At 39.3% G+C, this 20,846-nt stretch carries 14 protein-coding genes, 1 pseudogene and 1 riboswitch; of the genes and pseudogenes, 1 reads left to right on the forward strand and 14 read right to left on the reverse strand.

Going from position 1 to position 20,846, the window contains the following annotated elements; genetic code table 11:
• Nucleotides 1-6: 6 nt before the first annotated feature.
• From glgA to QM374_RS01505, 11 genes and pseudogenes are all read right to left on the reverse strand, one after another.
• The gene (gene glgA / locus QM374_RS01455) at nucleotides 7-1,440 is read right to left on the reverse strand and encodes a glycogen synthase GlgA (RefSeq protein ID WP_075231597.1); all 1,434 of its coding nucleotides are present in this window, start codon (nucleotides 1,438-1,440) and stop codon (nucleotides 7-9) included.
• Entirely contained in the window at nucleotides 1,437-2,576 is a 1,140-nt protein-coding gene (glgD, locus tag QM374_RS01460) for a glucose-1-phosphate adenylyltransferase subunit GlgD (RefSeq protein ID WP_414310658.1), read from the reverse strand. The genes glgA and glgD overlap by 4 nt, the downstream gene beginning before the upstream one ends.
• Nucleotides 2,566-3,708, reverse strand: coding sequence for a glucose-1-phosphate adenylyltransferase (locus QM374_RS01465; RefSeq protein WP_153225396.1), 1,143 nt, complete (start codon nucleotides 3,706-3,708; stop codon nucleotides 2,566-2,568). Before QM374_RS01465 ends, glgD begins: the two co-directional genes overlap by 11 nt.
• On the reverse strand, nucleotides 3,698-5,626 hold the full coding sequence (gene glgB, locus QM374_RS01470) for a 1,4-alpha-glucan branching protein GlgB (protein ID WP_414310659.1): 1,929 nt from the start codon (nucleotides 5,624-5,626) through the stop codon (nucleotides 3,698-3,700). Before glgB ends, QM374_RS01465 begins: the two co-directional genes overlap by 11 nt.
• A gap of 397 nt (nucleotides 5,627-6,023) precedes the next feature.
• Nucleotides 6,024-8,306, reverse strand: coding sequence for a type I pullulanase (gene pulA / locus QM374_RS01475; RefSeq protein ID WP_414310660.1), 2,283 nt, complete (start codon nucleotides 8,304-8,306; stop codon nucleotides 6,024-6,026).
• A gap of 32 nt (nucleotides 8,307-8,338) precedes the next feature.
• On the reverse strand, nucleotides 8,339-9,289 hold the full coding sequence (locus QM374_RS01480) for a diacylglycerol kinase family lipid kinase (protein ID WP_414310661.1): 951 nt from the start codon (nucleotides 9,287-9,289) through the stop codon (nucleotides 8,339-8,341).
• Between the two features lie 3 nt (nucleotides 9,290-9,292).
• On the reverse strand, nucleotides 9,293-11,251 hold the full coding sequence (ligA, locus tag QM374_RS01485) for an NAD-dependent DNA ligase LigA (RefSeq protein ID WP_414310662.1): 1,959 nt from the start codon (nucleotides 11,249-11,251) through the stop codon (nucleotides 9,293-9,295).
• 93 nt (nucleotides 11,252-11,344) lie between these two features.
• Complete coding sequence (locus QM374_RS01490; protein WP_000813114.1) at nucleotides 11,345-12,604, reverse strand: nucleobase:cation symporter-2 family protein; 1,260 nt, start codon at nucleotides 12,602-12,604, stop codon at nucleotides 11,345-11,347.
• Nucleotides 12,604-13,185 (reverse strand): xanthine phosphoribosyltransferase, encoded by a 582-nt coding sequence (locus QM374_RS01495; RefSeq protein ID WP_414288913.1) that lies wholly within the window; start codon nucleotides 13,183-13,185, stop codon nucleotides 12,604-12,606. Before QM374_RS01495 ends, QM374_RS01490 begins: the two co-directional genes overlap by 1 nt.
• Before the next feature lie 76 nt (nucleotides 13,186-13,261).
• Nucleotides 13,262-13,358, reverse strand: a riboswitch (purine riboswitch).
• Complete coding sequence (gene guaC / locus QM374_RS01500) at nucleotides 13,351-14,334, reverse strand: GMP reductase (RefSeq protein ID WP_000931194.1); 984 nt, start codon at nucleotides 14,332-14,334, stop codon at nucleotides 13,351-13,353. It overlaps the preceding riboswitch by 8 nt.
• Nucleotides 14,335-14,504: 170 nt before the next feature.
• Nucleotides 14,505-15,287, reverse strand: a pseudogene (locus tag QM374_RS01505) (5-methylcytosine restriction system specificity protein McrC); the annotation flags it as partial.
• A gap of 193 nt (nucleotides 15,288-15,480) precedes the next feature.
• On the opposite strand from QM374_RS01505, the gene QM374_RS01510 reads away from it, so the two are divergent.
• Nucleotides 15,481-17,184, forward strand: coding sequence for a thiol-activated cytolysin family protein (locus QM374_RS01510; RefSeq protein ID WP_414288912.1), 1,704 nt, complete (start codon nucleotides 15,481-15,483; stop codon nucleotides 17,182-17,184).
• A gap of 868 nt (nucleotides 17,185-18,052) precedes the next feature.
• On the opposite strand, the gene QM374_RS01515 is transcribed toward QM374_RS01510, so the two are convergent.
• Genes QM374_RS01515 through leuC form a run of 3 tightly spaced genes read right to left on the reverse strand, consistent with a single transcriptional unit; the run spans nucleotide 18,053 to nucleotide 20,843 of the window.
• A complete protein-coding gene (locus QM374_RS01515) occupies nucleotides 18,053-18,832 on the reverse strand; it encodes an L-threonylcarbamoyladenylate synthase (RefSeq protein ID WP_414288910.1) in 780 nt (259 codons plus the stop codon).
• Nucleotides 18,833-18,857: 25 nt separating this feature from the next.
• Entirely contained in the window at nucleotides 18,858-19,451 is a 594-nt protein-coding gene (gene leuD / locus QM374_RS01520) for a 3-isopropylmalate dehydratase small subunit (protein ID WP_414310663.1), read from the reverse strand.
• Between the two features lie 9 nt (nucleotides 19,452-19,460).
• On the reverse strand, nucleotides 19,461-20,843 hold the full coding sequence (gene leuC, locus QM374_RS01525) for a 3-isopropylmalate dehydratase large subunit (RefSeq protein ID WP_261025715.1): 1,383 nt from the start codon (nucleotides 20,841-20,843) through the stop codon (nucleotides 19,461-19,463).
• Between the last annotated feature and the right edge of the window lie 3 nt (nucleotides 20,844-20,846).

A 20,846-nucleotide genomic window follows, 5' to 3' on the forward strand; every position in this document is an offset into this window, starting at 1 on the left:
AACTATTTAGTTTGCTAAGCTATGATACAAATCAAGATATGACTTGCAAGCTGTATCCCAAGAGAAATCACATTCCATAGCCTGAACTTGCATGTTTTTCCATACGTCAGGATGGTTATGATAAACGTCCAAAGCAGTTTGCAATGCCCAGTTGAGCCAGTATGGAGTTAGGTTGTTAAAGCTAAAGCCTGTACCTGTTCCTTCAATTGGATTAAAGGCTTGAACAGTATCTCTAAGTCCACCCACCTCGTTTACTAAAGGAAGCGTACCATATCTCATGGCCATCATTTGTGAAAGTCCACACGGTTCAAAGCGACTCGGCATGAGGAAAATATCACACGCTGCATAAATCTCTTGAGCTAATTTCACATCGAAAGTAATATTGGCAGAAAGTTTTTCTGGGAATACTTGACTAAACCAAGAGAAGGCTTGTTCAAATCCTGGATCTCCAGTACCCAAGAGAACAATTTGAATATCCTCTTGAAGCATACGATGCAGGCTTTCAACCACCACATCAAAGCCCTTCTGACGAGTCAAACGTGACACGATACCAATCATTGGAACATCTTGACGTACTGGAAGACCAACTCTTTCTTGAAGTTTCGCTTTATTTTGAGCTTTTCCTGACAAATCAGTTTTATTAAAATGATACTCAAGTAAAGCATCCGTCTCTGGATTGTATAAATCAGTATCAATACCATTAACAATACCAGAAACCTTACCAGATTCCATACGAAGAATCTGATCAATACCGCAACCAAATTCTGTAGTCATGATCTCATAAGCATAGCTCGGTGACACGGTTGATACACGATCTGCATAGAGAATACCTGCCTTCATCCAGTTAAGACAATCATTCCAACGAACTGTTCCATCAGCATAGCGCTCAAATCCAACCCTGAACAAGTCCCAAAGCATGCTTTCAGAGAATTGACCCTGAAATTCCAAGTTATGAATGGTCAAAACAGTCTTGATTCCTTGGTAAGCTTGAATCCATCTGTATTTTTCTTTTAACAAGAACGGAATCATTGCTGTATGGTAATCATGAGCATGGAGGACGTCAGGTATGAATCCAATACGCTCCATAGCTTCAAGGGCAGCAAGTTGGAAGAAGGCAAAGCGTTCACCATCATCGAAGTCTCCATAAACATGTCCACGGAAGAAATAATATTGATTGTCAATGAAGTAGAAGGTAACACCATTTAGAACTGTTTTCTTAATTCCACAAAATTGTCTCCGCCAACCAACATAGACTTCGAATTGAAGGACATCTTCAATCTGATCACCAAACTTGGCTTCTACCATGTCATAGTAAGGTAAGATAACAGCAACCTCATGCCCAGCTTTTACTAATGATTTTGGAAGTGCTCCGATAACGTCTCCCAATCCACCTGTTTTTGAAAAGGGAGCGCCCTCTGCTGCTACAAATAAAATTTTCATGAAAGGACATCCTCTGTTACTTTTTCGCCTTTTTTGATGACAACAGGGTTTTCTGCTGTACCTCGAATAACAACTCCCTCAGCTATTTCAGCACCCTTATCGATAATTGCATACTCAACTTGTGCACCTTTTCCAACGACAACACGAGGGAAGATAAGAGACTCTTTAACCAAGCTGTCTTTATCGATACGAACATTACGCGAAATAATAGATTTATCCACTTCACCTTCAATGATACTACCAGAAGCAAATTGAGAGGTGTTCACTTTTGAACCAGATGCGTAGTAGGTAGGTTCTTCGTTTTTAACTTTAGTATGAATCTTTTGATTTGGAGAGAACAATGAGTAGAATTTATGCTGATCAAGCATATCTAAATTAGCTTGGTAATATGTTTCTACTGAATGAATATTGGCTAGGTATCCTGTGTATTCATATGCAAAAGCACCTTCTTTGGCTGCCAAATCACGAAGAACATAACGTAATTTTTCTGGATATTCTTTTTGAGCTTCTTCTTCCAAACGTTTAATCAACCATTGAGTGTCTACAACAAAGATATCTGTTGACATGTTGTAAAAATCTTGATTTGATTTTTTATCAAAGAGTTTGTGAGAAAGCACATGGTCAGTTTCATCGATATCAAGGATTGCATTTACTTCTGAAATGTCCTTCTTAGGCAATTTCTTGTAAACAACTGTAATTGGTGATTTTGTTGTATTATGCAAATGGAAAACTTGATTGAGATCGATATTCACCAAAACATCACAGTTCAAGGAAACTGTTTGGTCTGAACCTGAACGTTTTAAGTAAGTTAAGAGTTGTTGATAGTACTCTTTACCAACAGTGCTACTTTCTACACGAGTATTGTAGATTCCAAGATAGTAGTGGCTAAGAAGGGTATTCAAACCCCACTCACGTCCTGAACGAATATGGTCAAATACAGAGCTGATGTTATCTTGTTGGAAAATTCCAAAGATACTACGAACGCCTGCATTAGCTAAACTTGAAAGTGGGAAGTCAATCAAACGATACTTTCCTCCAAATGGTAAAGTTGCCACTGGACGGTTACTTGTCAAAGTTGACATATCATGGAAACCAACGGTATTTCCTAAAATCGCTGAATATTTATCAATCTTCATCTGTTGCTACCCCCACTACTTCGTTATATCCGACTACTTGTACTTCTTCTGTACCATCAATTTCTACACCATCGGCAATGACTGCACCTTCACCGATGATTGCACGTGTAATTTTAGCACCTCTACCAATAACTGCTCCACTCATGATGACAGAATCAACGACTTCTGCCCCCTTACGAACTTGAGCAGCTGTAGAAAGGATAGAGTGTTTCACTGTACCATTTACGTAACAGCCATCCACTACAAGAGAGTCTTCTACTTGAGCGAATTCTCCAAGGAAGTTTGGTGGAGCGATAAGGTTACGAGAATAAATTTTCCATTGACGGTTACGGCTATCTAGAGCATTCTCTGGAGAGATGTATTCCATATTTGCTTCCCAGAGTGATTCGATAGTACCAACGTCCTTCCAGTATCCATTGAATTCATAAGCATAGACACTCTCGCCTGTTTCAAGATAATTTGGAATAACATTTTTACCGAAGTCTGACATATCTAGGTTGGCCTTTTCAGCTGCAACTAGCATATTGCGAAGTCGTTTCCAGTCAAAGATATAAATCCCCATTGATGCCTTAGTTGATTTTGGCTCAGCTGGTTTTTCTTCAAATTCTACAATGCGATTGTTTGCATCTGTATTCATGATACCAAAACGGCTAGCTTCTTTAAGTGGCACATCTAAGACAGCAACTGTCAAGCTGGCATTATTGTCCTTGTGTGATTGGAGCATATCATCATAGTCCATCTTGTAGATATGGTCACCTGAAAGGATCAAAACATACTCAGGATTGATACTGTCGATATAGTCGATGTTTTGGTAAATGGCATGACTTGTACCTTCAAACCAACGATTTCCTTCACTTGCAGAGTAGGGTTGAAGGATAGAAACACCTGTGTCAATACCGTCTAGACCCCAACTAGAACCATTACCAATGTGGCTGTTGAGAGCTAGTGGTTGATACTGTGTAATAACCCCAACATTATGGATACCAGAGTTAGCACAGTTTGAAAGAGCGAAGTCAATGATACGGTAGCGCCCACCAAATTGCACGGCAGGTTTAGCAATGCTTTGAGTGAGTTTACCGAGACGAGTTCCTTGCCCACCAGCAAGGATTAAAGCTAGCATTTCATTCTTCATTTTCTACTCCTTTTTGAGTTTTATTAGCGACTTTTTTAGTAGGTTTGATGCGACGTTTGATTTTCCAAATACTTGCTCCCATAGCTGGCAAGGTAAATGTCAAAGTCTGCTCATAATCCTTCCACAATCCTTCTTGAGTTTGAACTGTTTGGTTATGCTCTTTCCACACACCACCCCATTGTTCTAACTCTGTATTCCAAATTTCTTCATAAATGCCTGCAACTGGAAGACCAATTGTAAAATCAGGACGTTCAACTGGTGCCATATTGAAGACACAGACTAGCATCTCGCCTTTCTTACCTTTTCGGATAAAGGATAGGACGCTTTGGTCTCTATTATCTGCATCAATGATTTCAATACCGTCATAGCTTGTATCTATTTCCCAGAGACAACGATGGTCTTTGTAGAATTGATTAAGCTGTGAAGTGAAATATTTCATCTTAGCATTCATTGGATCTTCTAGGTTAGACCACTCTAATTGCTCTTCTGACTTCCACTCTAAAAATTGACCAAATTCGCTACCCATGAAGAGTAATTTCTTACCTGGGTGACAAATTTGATAGGTGTAGAGATTTCTCAGGCCTGCAAATTGATTGTAACGATCCCCCCACATCTTATGCATCATACTCTTCTTACCGTGGACAACCTCATCATGTGAGAATGGTAGGAGGTAATTTTCATTAAAGACATACATGAAGCTGAAGGTCACAAGATTAAAGTCATACTTGCGATAAATGGGATCTTCTTCGTAGAAACGTAGGATATCATTCATCCAACCCATGTTCCACTTGTAGTCAAATCCAAGTCCACCCATTTCCTTCATGCCAGTAATCTTGGTACCTGAAGAAGACTCCTCTGCAATCATCATAACATCCGGATGAGCTAGCTTAATAACATCGTTCAAACGTTGTAGGAAATAATATCCTTCATAGTTGAGATTGCCACCGTCTTTATTTGGTGTCCATGGAGCATTGTCATAATCTAGATAGAGAATATTACTTACAGCATCAACACGAATACCATCTAGGTGATAGAAATCAATCCAGAACTTAATGCTAGAAATCAAGAAAGATTGGACTTCATTTTTACCAAGGTCAAAGTTGAGTGCTCCCCAACCGTAGTTGTTAGCCTTATTATGATCCTGGTATTCGAAAGTCGGTGTACCGTCGTAGTATGCCAAAGCGTCATCATTGATTGTAAAGTGACCTGGCACCCAATCCACAACTACACCGATATTGTTGATGTGACATTCCTCAACAAAGTCTTGAAACTCTTCTGGACGTCCATAGGCATGCTCTAAAGCAAAGTAACCCATGAGCTGATAACCCCAACTCAAACCAAGTGGGTGAGCCATCAAAGGCATAAACTCGATGTGAGTATAGTTCATCTCAACGAGATATGGGATGAGCTCTTCTTTAAGTTGAGCAAAACTATAAGGGGTTCCATCAGGATTTCTCTTCCAAGATCCTGCATGCACCTCATAAATGTTGACCGGTCTCTCGAAAAATCCCCAACGTTTTCTGCGAGCTAACCAGAGGCCGTCCTTCCATTTTTTCTCAGGAATTTCTGTCAAAACTGCCCCTGTTCCTGGACGAGCTTCATAGCGAACAGCCAAGGGATCAATCTTCATAAGCTGATGCCCGTTAGCACGAGTAATATGATATTTATAAATATGCCCCTCTTGAGCTAAAGTTGTAAAAACTTCCCAAACTCCAGATTCATTACGAACCATGGGGATTTGATTTTCAGCCCAGTTAGTAAAATCACCAACTAGATGGACAGCCTGCGCATTTGGCGCCCAGACACGGAATGTATAGCCATTCTCACCGTCTCTTTCTTCACGATGCGCTCCCAAATAGTGCTGAAGATGAAAATTTTCGCCACTAGTAAAAGTTCTTAAAGCCTCAAATTTATCCATTGAATCCCCCTTTTATTGTAAGCGTTTTCTATATTTCTATTATACTACCTTTTAAGAAAACTTTCAACTAATTTCCGAATTCTCCTAAAATTTTTTTCGAAAATCTTCATATAGTTATCTTAACATTTCTAAAATTTTCATAAATGATAATAAGCGATGGAATTTTCTATTAGCTACTATTACAATAATAACTCTCATTATCTATATATAAAATAACTCGATTAAAAACTGAACATTTTTAGGTTTCGGTAACATAATATTCGTAGATAACTCTTTTTATATAATTTTACCAAATTTTCTGAAATTTTCAATCATTTTTAGTAATAGTTCCATTTTTATTTTTAGGTCTAGGAATATAAAAAAACTCAAGCATAAATCTTGAGTTTTGGTTCATTTTTTAGGATAAAACATTCATAACTGCCACACTAACATCGTCAATGGCATTTTCTTGATTAGAACGGCTATTTGTAACTAGCATTTCAAGGTTTCCTGCATTTTCATAGTAATAGGAAGCCCCTTTGGCATTGAAAACAACCAAGAAGTGCTCTTCACCACCATGAATCTCGTAGACAATCCAACCACTATTTTCAATGGCTGTGTGAACAAAGACATGACGGTAAACTTCTTCATAGGTAGGGTATGAAAAGGCATTGGTTTGTGTTTTGAGTCGTATAATTTGACGGACAAACTCGATGCTATCTTGACGGTCATTGATCAAATCCCAGTTGACTTGGTTGACGCTATCTGGAGCATTGTAACTATTCATTGCTCGCTCACGATCTGCGTGAGTCAACTCGCCATTTTCTCCTGTAGCTACAAGCTTGGTACGGCCAAACTCTTGCCCCAACTCCATGAAGGCCATCCCTTGCATGAGAAGGTTCATGGCTGTCGCTGTTTCTACTTTCTTCATGATACGTTTTTCACTCTCCGCTGGATGAAGGGTTTTAAGCAAATCATGCAAATTGTAGTTATCGTGGGCTTCTACATAGTTAAGAACCTGATTGGGACTGAGATAAGAACCCAGCTCTCGGCTTCCAAGGATAGCCTTTGCGACGATCGGCTCAGTACCTGCACCACTGACAAAACCAGATTTGATAGAACCATAGACTTCACAACCTTTAACCGCATCACGTTGATTATCATTAAAGAATCCAATGTTTGGCAACTGGTAGGCATTATCTTTCTTAGCCTTATCATAAGGAGCAAGACCAGTTCCCATATCCCATCCTTCTCCATAAAGGATGATTTTAGGATCGACTTCGTCCATAGCCCAACGAATCATCTGCATAGTTTTGACATCATGGATTCCCATCAAGTCAAAGCGGAAACCGTCAATATTGAATTCTTTTACCCAGTAGAGAAGAGAATCAATCATATATTTACGGAACATTTCATGCTCACTGGCAGTTTCGTTCCCGACTCCTGTTCCATTTTGGTAGGTTCCGTCATGGTTCATTCGATAATAATAATCGGGAACCGTTGTTTGGAATGGCGCATCCACCGTTGAGAAGGTATGATTGTAAACAACATCCATAATAACACCGATACCAGCATCGTGATAAGCTTGGACCATAGCCTTCAAATCACGGATAGCTTGACCTGGATCATTTGGATTTGTAGACATGCTAGTTTCTGGAGCATTGTAGTTTTGTGGATCATATCCCCAGTTATAAGTCACATTTCCATCAGCGTCGTATTCTTTATGACGGTCAGCAATTGGTTGTAGCTGAACATAGTTGACACCAAGTTCTTTGATATAGTCAAACGCAGTCGATTGACCATATTGGTTAACTGTTCCAGTTTGCGCTGCACCTAAGAAGGTTCCTCTTAATTCTGGCGCAACACCAGATGTTTCAGACTTAGTCAAATCACGGATATGCATTTCATACACAACTGCCTGGCAAGGATTTTCCAAGCGCCAAATTGCTTCTGTACCATGCTTAACCTCAAAACCTTCGACCTGACGATCTTGATTTGAGACAATGGCTGAACGTTTTCCATCAGGACTTGTCGCTATTGTATATGGATCACGAGTTAATGACTGGTGATGAGGAAAGTCAATTTGGTAGTGGTAAGCACAACCTGCTAAGCTTTCTGGAACTGATAAACTCCAAACTCCAATTGTATTATACTTGTGGCTATAGGAATAACTATTTCCTCGCTCCATTTCAAAGGTTTTAAGGATAGGTGCGTCGTTACTTGCAGATTCATAGACTACTACTTGGACAGATGTAGCTGTTGGTGCCCATAGGCTAAATCTTGTTTCAGTTTCAGAAACTTGACATCCCAACTCTCCTTGATAACCCCAGTGGTGGTCAAAACTAGCACTATTGATTGCCTTGTCGAAGGCAAAAGGATTTTGGTCTTTATAGTGGGGACTGGCAATGGCTGGATTTTCAGAATAATAAACTGTATCATCTCCATCCAAAATCCAAACCTCTGTCAAAAGTGGATAGTAATTGAAGCGAATGGGATATTCTTTGCTGACACCATCTTTTTCAACGCTAAAAGTCATGGTCTCAAGGGCTACTTCACTCGATTGAGTCAGTGAAAATTTGGCACCAAAATATTCTTCTTCTTTGATAAGCTCTACTGAATCTACTGTTTTTTTACTGAAACTGCAAGCCTCGTAGGCTTCATCCTTACGATGATAATGAATAAGTACAGGATAATTGTACATAGTTCTCCCTAATTTCTAAATTAAATTTGATTTTATATGTTACTAATAATTTCTTGATCAATCGCCTCACAATTCACAAAAAACTCAATGTGATTATGGCACACTTCCAAATCTACTGGTGTGTCACCACCGTATTCTCCATCAAGATTAAGCATAAACGGCTCTTCCTGATCCAAAGTTTCAATTCGGAGTTTACTAGTTTTCAGATATTCAACATTGACATCTGATACGTGTTGGCCTCCGTTCATGGCCTGAACTAGCAAACTCAACATATCTAGTATTTTATCCGTCTTTACTAGAATAAGCGTGAAATTGCCATCATCCAGCTTGGTATCAGGTGCGAATTGCTCAAATCCACCGATAGAATTGGTCAAGGCAACAAAGACAAGAGAAACTTCTCCTGTAAAAATTCCCCAATCATGGTAAATACGAACAGGACGGGCTTTGGATTTTGGGAACATCTCGATGCCTTTAGCAACATAGGCCAGATAACCCAGACGCGTCTTCAGTTCACTCGGAACACTATAGGTTAGCTCTGTAAGAGCTCCTGCCGCAGCAATATTGATAAAATACTTATCGCCAAAGGCACGACCAATATCAATTTTCTTGGTTTCATTTTTAGCAATGATCTTCGCTGCAGCAACTGGATCCCCCATAGGGATTTTCAATGCTCTTGCATAGTCATTGGTAGTCCCAGTAGGAATGATGGCTATCTTTGGACGATGTTCCAGAGGTGCAATTCCATTAACCACTTCATTGATGGTGCCATCGCCACCAGCTACTAAAACCAAATCAAAGCCAGCTTTTGCAGCTCTTTCTGCTTCTTTCTGGGCTGACAGGTGTTCAGGTTTGGTTTGAAAAGCACTGGTTTCATAGCCTATGCTCTCTAACACTTCTAGGACTTCTGCGATATTTTGCTTGATCATTTCCTGGCCTGATGTCGGATTATAAATGAGACGTGCGCGTTTTTTTTCTTCTTTCATAGCTTACAAACTCTCAAGCCAAGCTTCATCACGAATCTCTATTCCCAGTTCTTGTGCTTTTTGGAGCTTGCTTCCTGCATCTGCTCCTGCTACAACAAGGTCTGTTTTTTTCGACACACTACCAGTAACCTTGGCTCCTAGACTTTCTAATTTATTTTTAGCTTCTGAGCGATTAAGACGCTCTAGCTTTCCTGTCAATACGACAGTTAGACCAGACAAGGCTGCATTTGCTGCAACTGTCTGTCCTTTGTAGTCTAGATTAACACCTGATTCTTTCAATTCCCTTAAAAGGATTTCAGAACCCTCTGTAGCAAAATAGGTCTGTAAGCTTTGGGCAATGACACTTCCCAAACTTTCGATACTTGCAATTTCTTCAGGATTGACTTGTGCTAGCGATTCGATTGAGTGGAAGTTTTGTAAAAGCAACTGACTTGTCTTACTTCCTACATGACGAATCCCCAAACCAAACAAGAGTTTTTCAGCAGAATTTTCTTTGGATGCTTGAATAGCCTGGTAGAGCTTTTGAGCAGATTTTTCCTTGACGCCATCCAGCAAGAGCAAATCTTCAACAGTCAAACGATAAATATCTGAAACATCCTTAACCAAATTGGCTGCAAATAGTTTCTCAACGATTGATGGACCAAGGCCAGAGATATTCATGGCGTCACGAGATGCAAAGTGAATCAACCCTTCCTTGATTTGAGCTGGACAACGTGGGTTTATACAACGAAGAGCCACCTCATCTTCAAAGTGTAACAACTTACTCTCACAACTTGGACAGTTTGTTGGAATATCTAGTCTTTCCTCTGACACTCGCTTGGATTCTACCACTCGTAGAACAGCTGGTATGATATCACCCGCTTTGTAGACAATGACTGTGTCATCCTTACGGATATCCTTTTCAGCGATATAGTCGACATTATGAAGAGTTGCACGACTTACAGTTGTACCTGCAAGTTGCACTGGAGTAAGATTAGCAGTCGGAGTCACAACTCCTGTACGCCCTACTGTCCAGTCAACAGAAAGCAATTTTGCTTCTTTTTCTTCTGCAGGAAACTTATAAGCGACTGCCCACTTAGGCGCTTTAACCGTAAAACCAAGCTGTTCTTGACCAGCTAGGTCGTTGACCTTAATCACGACACCGTCGATATCATAAGGCAATTGGTCTCTTTCTTGACCTACTTCTTGAATAAACGCCCAAACCTCATCCATACTATGAGCTAATAGACGTCTTTGATTAACTACAAAGCCTAATTGTTCTAAATGTTTCAAAACCTTCTCTTGATTATCCCGAGTTGAAGGACTAGCTTCCTGATAAAGGAAGGTTGCAAGATTACGCTTAGCTACTACTCCTGTATCTAACTGGCGAAGGGTTCCTGCAGCAGCATTTCGTGGATTGGCAAATTCTGGCTCCCCATTTTCTTGACGAGATTGATTGACCTGGTCAAAAGAAGCTCTCGGCATATAACATTCCCCACGAACAGTAATATCTAATTTTTCTGGTAATGATAAAGGAATGTCTTTCACTCGTTTAAGATTTTCAGTGATGTTTTCCCCGATGGAACCATCACCGCGAGTTACCCCAGCAACAAAAATTCCCTGCTCATAAGTCAAGGAAATCGATAAACCATCAATCTTCAACTCACAAATATAAGTAACATCATCCAATTCCTTACGAACACGCGCATCAAAGGCATCAAGTTCTTCACGTGAAAAAGCATCCTGCAAACTATAGAGAGGATACTGATGACTATATTTCTCAAACCCATCAAGAATCTTTCCACCAACACGATGTGTCGGACTTTCTGGCAAAACTTGGTCAGGATGAGCTTTTTCTAACTCTACCAATTCACGATAAAGACGGTCATACTCACTATCAGATACAGATGGATTATCACTTGTATAATACTCTGTCGCATAGCGATTGAGCAGTTCAACGAGCTCTTTCATTCTTTCATTCATAGAACCATTTTACCATAAAAAGGACTCTATAAACAATACTCAAGCTCTAAAAAAGAAAATGAGAAGGATATTTCTATCGCTTCTCATTTATTTTTATTTTTTACGATTCAAAATAGCATTCAAGACGATGGCTACTGTACTTGCAATGACAATACCATTTGAGAAGAACATTTGTAATTCAGTCGGTAAAGTATTGAAGAGATTGCTTCCGTTTAATCCCACCCCAGCAGAAATAGAAACTGCTGCAATGAGGAAGTTGTGTTCATTGTGTTCGAAGTCTACACGCGCCAAGATTTGCATCCCTTGTAGCGAAACAAAACCAAACATGACGAGCATAGCTCCACCAAGAACAGGGCTTGGAATAATCTGAGCCAAGGCACCAAACTTAGGCAAGAGACCGAGCAAGATAAGGAAACCAGCTGCGTAATAGATTGGCAAACGAGTACGAATACCTGAAAGTTTCACCAAACCTACGTTTTGAGAGAACCCTGTATAAGGGAAGGTATTGAAAAGTCCACCAAGTAAGACAGCAAGACCTTCAGCGCGATAACCATTACGAAGACGAGTGCTATCGATTGGATCTTTAGTAATATCAGAAAGGGCAAGATACACACCAGTTGATTCTACCATTGATACAGTAGCGATGATACACATCATTACAATAGAAGAAATCTCAAATTGTGGAGCACCGAAGTAGAATGGAGTTGGGATATGAACGAGTGGAGCTTCTGCTACTGGAGAGAAATCAACCAAGCCCATAGTTGCAGCGATAATAGTACCTGCAATCAAACCGATCAAAATGGAAATAGATTTGATAAATCCTTTGGTAAAGATATTAACTAAAAGAATAATGAGAACTGTAATCATTGCCAAAGCTAAACTTTGTCCAGTAGGTTTTTCAACATTATTACCCATATTTCCGATGGCAACTGGAATCAAGGTCAATCCGATAGTTGTGATAACAGAACCAGTTACGATTGCAGGGAAAAGATTGGCAACCTTAGAGAAGATACCTGAAATCAGGATAACATAAATCCCTGAAGCAATCAAAGCTCCGAACATAGCACCACTACCATGACTCTGACCGATCATGATCAGTGGAGCAACAGACTGGAAGGCTACCCCAAGAACAATAGGCAAACCGACACCAAAATGTTTATTGAGTTGCAATTGTAAAAGAGTTGCAACCCCACACATAAAGATATCTGTTGAAATAAGGTAGGTCAACTGTTGAGCTGAATACCCTAAAGCACTTGCAATCATGATTGGTACCAGGATTGAACCTGAGTACATGGCTAGCAAGTGTTGCAAACCAAGAACGGCTGCCTGTGAGTGGTTTTCCTGTTGTTTCATTAGATATCTGCCTCCTTAAAGATAACTTTTCCATTTTCAAAACGCTCTAATCGCGCAAGTGATACTACTTGATGACCTGATTTTTCTAGCAGTTCACGACCATCTTGGAAGGATTTTTCAATCACAATTCCGATAGCTTCAACTGTAGCACCAGCCTGTTCAATAATCTGAATCAAACCTTTAGCTGCTTGACCATTAGCCAAGAAATCATCAATAATCAATACTTTATCTTGAGGAGATAAGAACTTCCCTGCAATGGATACGGTACTTGTTACTTGTTTAGTGAAAGAATAAACTTCAGCAGTTAAAATCCCTTCATTCATCGTAATATTTTTTGCCTTCTTAGCAAAAATCATAGGTACATCTAACTGTTCTGCAACATATAAGGCTGGGGCAATCCCAGATGCTTCAATGGTTACAACTTTTGTAATACCAGCATTTTTAAAATGCTCTGCAAAGGTGCGACCAATTTCGCGCATCAACTTGTAATCAACTTGGTGAGTCAAGAAAGAATCCACCTTAAGAATATTCTCACCTAAAATATTCCCATCTTTTAAAATACGTTCCTCTAGTAATTTCACAATAACCTCCGAAATAAAAAGGGACTCACAAAGCAAGTCCCTCGGAAACATAGAAACAAATAGTACTGCTTCTTTTATCTCTCTTCGACTTACTCATTGTTAGGTATTTACGGTACCTTGTAGAAACGCCACGCCAATTCGCGGCATAAATAAGTAATCATATTTTTAGTGAGCATCTCCATTCCAGATAGAGTTCTTCACAATCACATAATCTACATGTCTAAGATCAGCTACTTTACGACCTCCAGCATAAGAAATCGAACTTTGCAAATCCTGTTCCATCTCAGTCAAGGTATCTTGTAAATGTCCTTTGGCAGGAAGAAGAATTTTCTTACCTTCGACATTCTTATAAGCACCTTTTTGGTATTCTGAAGCTGAACCATAGTATTCTTTGAATTGTTTACCGTCCACTTCAACTGTTTTTCCAGGACTTTCGATATGCCCTGCAAACAGTGAACCAATCATGACCATACTTGCACCAAAGCGGATTGACTTGGCAATATCACCATGTGTACGGATACCACCATCAGCAATAATCGGTTTACGAGCAGCTTTCGCACACCAGCGGAGGGCGGCTAACTGCCAACCACCAGTACCAAAACCAGTTTTAACCTTAGTAATACATACTTTACCTGGACCGATTCCGACCTTAGTAGCATCTGCTCCAGCATTTTCAAGTTCACGAACGGCTTCTGGAGTACCAACATTACCAGCGATGACAAAAGTATCAGGTAATTCTTTCTTGATGTGCTGAATCATTGAAATCACGCTATCAGCATGACCATGAGCAATATCAATGGTGATATACTCTGGTGCATCAGCCTTTAATTGACTCACAAAATCATACTCGTAGTCTTTAACACCAACTGAAATAGAAGCAATCAAGCCCTGATCGTGCATACGTTTGACAAAAGGAATGCGTCCTTCTTCATCAAAACGATGCATAATATAGAAATATCCACCCTTAGCAAGTTGTTCAGCAACATTTTCATCTAAGATTGTTTGCATATTGGAAGGAACAACTGGTAATTTAAAGGTATGCTTCCCTAAAGTTACCTGCGTGTCAGCCTCTGCACGACTTTTAAGAACACACTTGTTAGGGATTAGCTGAATATCTTCATAGTCAAAGATCGGAAATTCGTTTAACATATTTCTCTCATTTCTCTTGTTTAGACCTTCCTAAAGTTAGGAATAGCCTCGTCTTTTCCAGACAATTACTCTAACAAGTTTACAATAATGTCCGTTTTTTGTCAATTGTAATGACCGAAAACAAATAATGTTCGTGTTTATAATTCTTGATTTAGATAATAAGTAGACATTCACCCTGTATTTGTCTTACCTTTCAAACACTTACCTAGATTTTCGATAAAGACTTTTTCAGAGGACTCAATCCTCCTGACAAAATCTTCAAAACTTTCGACTTGTCCAGGTATTTGGATAGACCATTTCTTCAACAGGGCTCCATAACCTGCTAGCTTTCCTATCTCATTATCAACTACCATTTCCTTGCTTGGAAAAATAAGCCCAGCCTGCTTAGCTTTTAAAATATAAGAATAAGAAATCAGCTGGAACAAGTCCTCACGGTTAATTCCTTTTTCAGTAAATTCTAGTCTTTTATATTTAGCATCTAAAACTGTCCTTAGTTCTCTGTTATAAAAATCTGGGAACACTTTTCGTTTACTATCAGAAAATACCGAAATACCGTCCGTCTTATCCTTATTTCTTGGATGGATGAAATCTTTTGGCAACACGGTATTTACATACTCTTCCCAAAGCCAGGCAACATCAAAAAGAATACCATGGATTTTTTGCTCTTGGTATCCTAAACCGTGCTTTTCTCTGTTTAATATCATCAGACACAGCTCTTGCAACTTTCTGTATTCCCGAAAGTAGGCATGACGAAGCGGTTTGGTTTGATTTAGTCGGATAATCTTGGCTCGATCAGCTAGTTTATAAGATGGGGTTACTCGAATAATTTCAGAGACATTTTCACGACTTGTTAATAAATTATCAAGAACTCCTCCCCCTATGCTTCTCTGATTCTTCATGTACTCAATCGTATGACGAATCAGCTGCATGAGGGAATTATCATAAGTGAACTCTCAAGTAAAGAAAAATTACACTAAAAAGCTAAAATCTTCAAAGCTAAAATCTTCGAAATTAAACATATATAAAGATATGTCTAATTTTTACAGAAAACGATTGCATAAGATTTTTATTTCTGCTAGAATATCTTTATCCCTAGAAAGCGCATTCAAGAGATGATAAAATGAAATAATAAACTAGGAGCTTTATATGATTCAAAATAATCTTGACAAAGGTTTTCGTTATTCTATCCGAAAACGTAGCATTGGTGTCTGTGGTGTAGTTATTGCAACTTTTTTATTAAGTACAGCTTCGATTATTCAAAATAATACTGTAAAAGCTACTGAAACCCCAATTTCAAGTAGTTCTAACTCAAAAACAGAACCTACAGTAAACGAACAAGAAAATACTCCAAACCTCAATTCAAAACCTGAAGAAAAAGACGCCACTACTGTAACTGAAGCGCCAAAAGCAGATGTTATGGAAAACCTCATGAGATCTACTAATCAGGCAGATAAGGACTTGAATAAATATCTTTTCGGATTAAACTACAATAAAATTGATATTTTAACTCGTAGAGGTGAAGCAATCGAAAATTATTCAAATACATCTTCAAAACAACAAGGGAATGAGTTTGTTGTAATTGAAAAAGTGAAAAAGAGTATTTCTAATAATTCAGCTGATGTTTCAATTAACGGTAATAGCGACATCTTCTTAGGCGCTTTGTTCCGAGCAGATCAAGGGTTATTAGAAAATAAACCTCAACTTGTTAGTATTGATAGAAAACAGGGTAGAATCAGCGTGGACCTTCCAGGAATGGCTGGAGCAGATAGCTATACTGATGCAAACACAACAGTCAGTGGTATGCAGGAAGGAATTAACACTCTGGTAAATAGATGGAATGCAAATTATGCATCAAGTAATCCTGCACCTGCTCGTATGCAATACGATTCTACTTCAGCATATAGTATGAATCAACTAAAAGCAAAATTTGGTAGCAACTTTGAAAAAATTGGGGTTGATTTAAAAATTGACTTTGAAGCTGCACAAAAAGGTGAAAAACAAATTGAAGTTGTCGACTTTAAACAAATTTACTTTACCGCTAACTTTGATGCACCAAAAAATCCTGGAGATGTCTTTGGTGATAATGTAACAGTCAACGATTTACAAGATCGTGGCTTGGATGAACAAACACCTCCTGTTTATGTTTCTAGTATGTCTTATGGCCGTCAAATGTATGTTAAATTTGAAACAACAAGTACAAGTACAGAACTTAAAGCAGCTATAAATGCTGTCATTAAAGGTGTGCCTATTAACCCTGAATCTGAATGGGCTCGTGTTTTGAAAAATACTTCTGTAACAGCTGTTATTGTTGGCGGCAACGCTGATGGCGCTGCTCGAGTAGTTACTGGAACACCTGAAGATCTCAAGAAATTAATTCAAGAAGGAGCTAATTTTAGTACACAAAATCCTGCAGTCCCTATTTCTTATAAAACTGCCTTTTTAAGAGATAATCAAGTTGCAACAATCCAAAACAGTACTGATTATATTGAAACTAAAATTACCTCTTACAAGAATGGCTATCTCAATTTGCAACATAAGGGTGGATATGTCGCTCGTTACTACGTTTACTGGGACGAAGTCACATATGACGAAAATGGAATTGAAAGCATCCGCTCTCGTGAATGGGAAGATAATGGAAAAAATAGAACTGCTGGTTTCCAAACTGAACTACAATTTAGAGGAAATGTTCGCAATCTTCGCGTAAAAATTCAAGAAAAAACAGGTCTTGCTTGGGAACCTTGGAGAACAGTTTATAATCGTACAGAATTACCTTTAGTTCAAAAACGCACTATTATCAATTCAGGAACCACACTAAGACCAAAATATAGTGAACAAGTTGAAAATAACTAATAAAATAGTTAAAATATAGAGTATCATTATTCATCAAATATCATTTTGAACCTTTCTGAATTTAGGATAACTCTATTCGATAACTTATACAATAAAAGGAAAACATCTTTTCATGAGATGCTTTCCTTTTTGTTTTTTTGAGGTTCTTAATCCAATTAACTCAACTTATCACAATTTAATACTCATTTAAAATCAAAAAGGGGAGAAATGTTACTGTATAAACAAACATATTAAAGTTATAGTAGATTGAAATAGGGTATGAACAAATCAATTAGCAAAGTTAAACTAATTTCTAGAAATATTTTTAGCAGTCAGAATGTGCTGTTCTAGATTCAGTCTATTATATTGTTAGAAACTCATTACTTGCTTTCCCTGAATAGAGTATGGTTCATTGATTGGCTGGTAAATTTCAAAGTTTATACTTGTATTACGATATTTCTTAAGCCACCTATCAACAAAAAATGAACTTTGATTTTAATTGTGTATGAATACTTTTAAAAAATCTGTTTTTATCGATTCAGAAGTTCTCTGTTATTTTTAGTTACGATTGATAAAAGAAATAAATTTAGAAACTTTATCGCCTTAGTCAGATTAACCAAAGTCATTCTCTAAAATTGAGACTTAAACTAAAACGTCTTTCTTACTAACTTATTCAGTAATTTAAAGATGTCACACTCTTATTACAATAATGACTAATACTCAATGAAAATCAAAGAGCAAACTAGGAAGCTAGCCGCAGGCTGCTCAAAGCACTGCTTTGAGGTTGTAGATAAGACTGACGAAGTCAGTTACATATATCTACGGTAAGGCGACGCTGACGTGGTTTGAAGAGATTTTCGAAGAGTATAAACCTCACTTCTTCTACATCCTAATAATACTCACCTTGACGATAATCCCATGAGTTAAAGGTATCTGATAGATGCATCATGATTTTATCAATGTCGAGACCTTTACGGATCACAACTGGTGCCGGAGAAGTTGAACGTGCTCCACCTTGTTCTGGAATGAGTTTGCCGTCTTTATCTACCATAGACACCATCACACCTTGTTCGTAGCGTGTTTCAACTGTTTTATCTGGCTGGATAGATGCAACATAGTCGTCTGCTTCAATAACAAGGTCCACTGCTCCTTCGATACGCTCTCCGATTCCTTCAACCTTACCACGATTTCCTTTACCAGACGGGTTTGCTGATGAGGCATAAACCATCTTGCCTTCTTCCCAAAGTTTGGCAGCTAGTTGTTCACCAGCTTTCCCAAATTTGATAACAAAACAGCTTGTACCACGCACGTCTGTCATGAGTTCTTCACGGCCATCACCATATGCTTTAAGTTTTTCAAAAGCTTCTGGTTTCCATGGAAGGATACAACCAAGTAGAATGTCTTCGTCCCAATGTTTTTGGTAGAAGGCTTCAATTTCTGGGTTGAGTTGTGCTAAAGCGCGAAGCTCGTCCATGCTACCGCAGAGAACAACACCTGGTTTGTTACGGTTGCGTTCCTTGGCTTCAAACTTGCGTTCAAGACCTGCCTTATCGCTAGTCATGATGATGTAACCAACTTTTGTAGGGCAAACGATACATCCGCCCTCACCTTTTAAAATGTCATAACCTTCTTGTGAAAGTGTTCCCTTCCATTGAATGTGTTTTGTCATAGTTCTATTTCCTTTTCTATTTTTTCTAATCCTGCCAGTAGGCTGGTCGTTGTTTTTCATAAGCAGCAATCAAGTCTTCATACTGCAAAGTAATACCGATATCATCCAAACCATTTAAGAGCTTGTGTTTCCATTCGCTATCGATTTCAAAGGAGAATTCTCCAACTGGTGAGATGATTTTTTGTTGTTCCAAGTCCACAGTTACCTGGTCACTTGGTTGTAGCTGGGCTAGTTTCTCTCTAACCTCTCTAGGCTGTACAATAGGCAACATGCCATTATTGAGTTCATTATTGTAATGAATGTCACCGAAAGATCCTGCAATCACGACCTTAAAACCATAGTCTGCTAAGGCCCAAGCTGCATGTTCCCTCGAAGACCCTGAGCCGAAGTTATCCCCTGAAATGAGAATACTGGCTTTGCGATATTCAGGTCGGTTAAAGACAAAGTCTGGATCCTCAGTATACTTGTCATCTAGATAACGCCAAGCATACATAAGGTACTTACCAAAGCCTTTTTTATCAATTAACTTGAGAAACTGCTTGGGTAGGATTTGGTCAGTGTCGATGTTATCATTCATGAGAGGAACAGTCGTTCCCGTATAAACTGTGAATTTTTCCATATCCTCTCCTTACTGGGCTTCTGGCATTTGCCGAACATCTACGAAACGCCCTGCGATAGCTGCTGCTGCTGCCATGGCTGGACTGCAAAGATGGGTCTTAGCGCCAAAGCCCTGTCTGTCTTCAAAGTTACGATTGCTGGTTGAGGCACAGTGAACACCATCAGGTACCTTGTCAGGATTCATCCCTAGGCACATGGAACAACCTGGGTCTCTCCACTCAAAGCCAGCATCTAAGAAAACTTTATCCAAGCCCAATTTCTCCGCAGCTCGTTTGACAGGACGAGAGCCTGGAACCACGATAGCAGTTAGATTGGGGGCTATTTTCTTTCCTTTAACAAATCGCGCAGCCAGTTGCAAGTCGCTGAGACGAGCATTAGTACATGAACCGATAAAGATATAGCCTAGTTCAATATCAGCCGGCTTTTGACCTGGCTCTAAGTCCATGTAGTTGTAAGCTCGCTCATCATTCATATCTTTAATTTCTGGGAAGCTACTGTCAAAGTCAACCCCCATAGCAGGGTTGGTTCCCCAGGTCACCATAGGAGCCAAGTCTGAAACATCCATCTGGATAATCTTATCATAAACAGCATCCTCATCACTGACAATTGTTTTCCAATCCGCCACAGCCTCTTCAAAGTCCTCTGGAACACATTCCCGTCCCTTGAGATAATCATAGGTGGTTTGATCCGGATTCATGATTCCCATCTTGGATCCAAACTCGATGGACATATTGCAGATGGTCATTCGCTCTTCCATGCTCAGTGCATCAATAGCCTGCCCTCGATATTCCACCACATAGCCAACTCCACAGGCAACTCCGTACTTGGCAATCAGGGCGAGAATGTAATCCTTAGAATAAACTCCTTTTTGAGGAACACCAGTGAATTCCACCAGCATTTTCTTGGGTTTGACCTGCCAGAGGGTCTGTGTCGCAAAGACATGTTCGACCTCACTGGTCCCAATCCCAAAGGCGATAGCTCCGAAAGCCCCGTGGGTTGCTGTGTGACTGTCTCCACAGACGATGAATTTTCCTGGTTGAGTTCTTCCTGTTTCTGGACCTACCATGTGAACGATTCCCTGCTTTTCAGAACCGTGGGCCGCATGTTCAATTCCAAACTCCTCAACATTTTCAGCCAGCTTATCAATTTGAGCCTTGGAAATGACATCTCGAATATCATAGATATTGACCGTCGGGACATTGTGGTCAAAGGTTCCAAATGTCAAGTCTGGTCGTCTCAATCTGCGCCCTGCATCTCGTAATCCTTGAAAAGCCTGAGGACTTGTCACTTCATGAATATAGTGCTGGTCCACATACATGAGTTGGGGCTGCCCCTCTTCTCCTGTGATGACATGACGGTCCCATAATTTATCAAAAATCGATTTTCCTGCCATCCA

This window comes from Streptococcus infantis (assembly GCF_047465525.1).
Lineage (GTDB): Bacteria > Bacillota > Bacilli > Lactobacillales > Streptococcaceae > Streptococcus > Streptococcus infantis_R.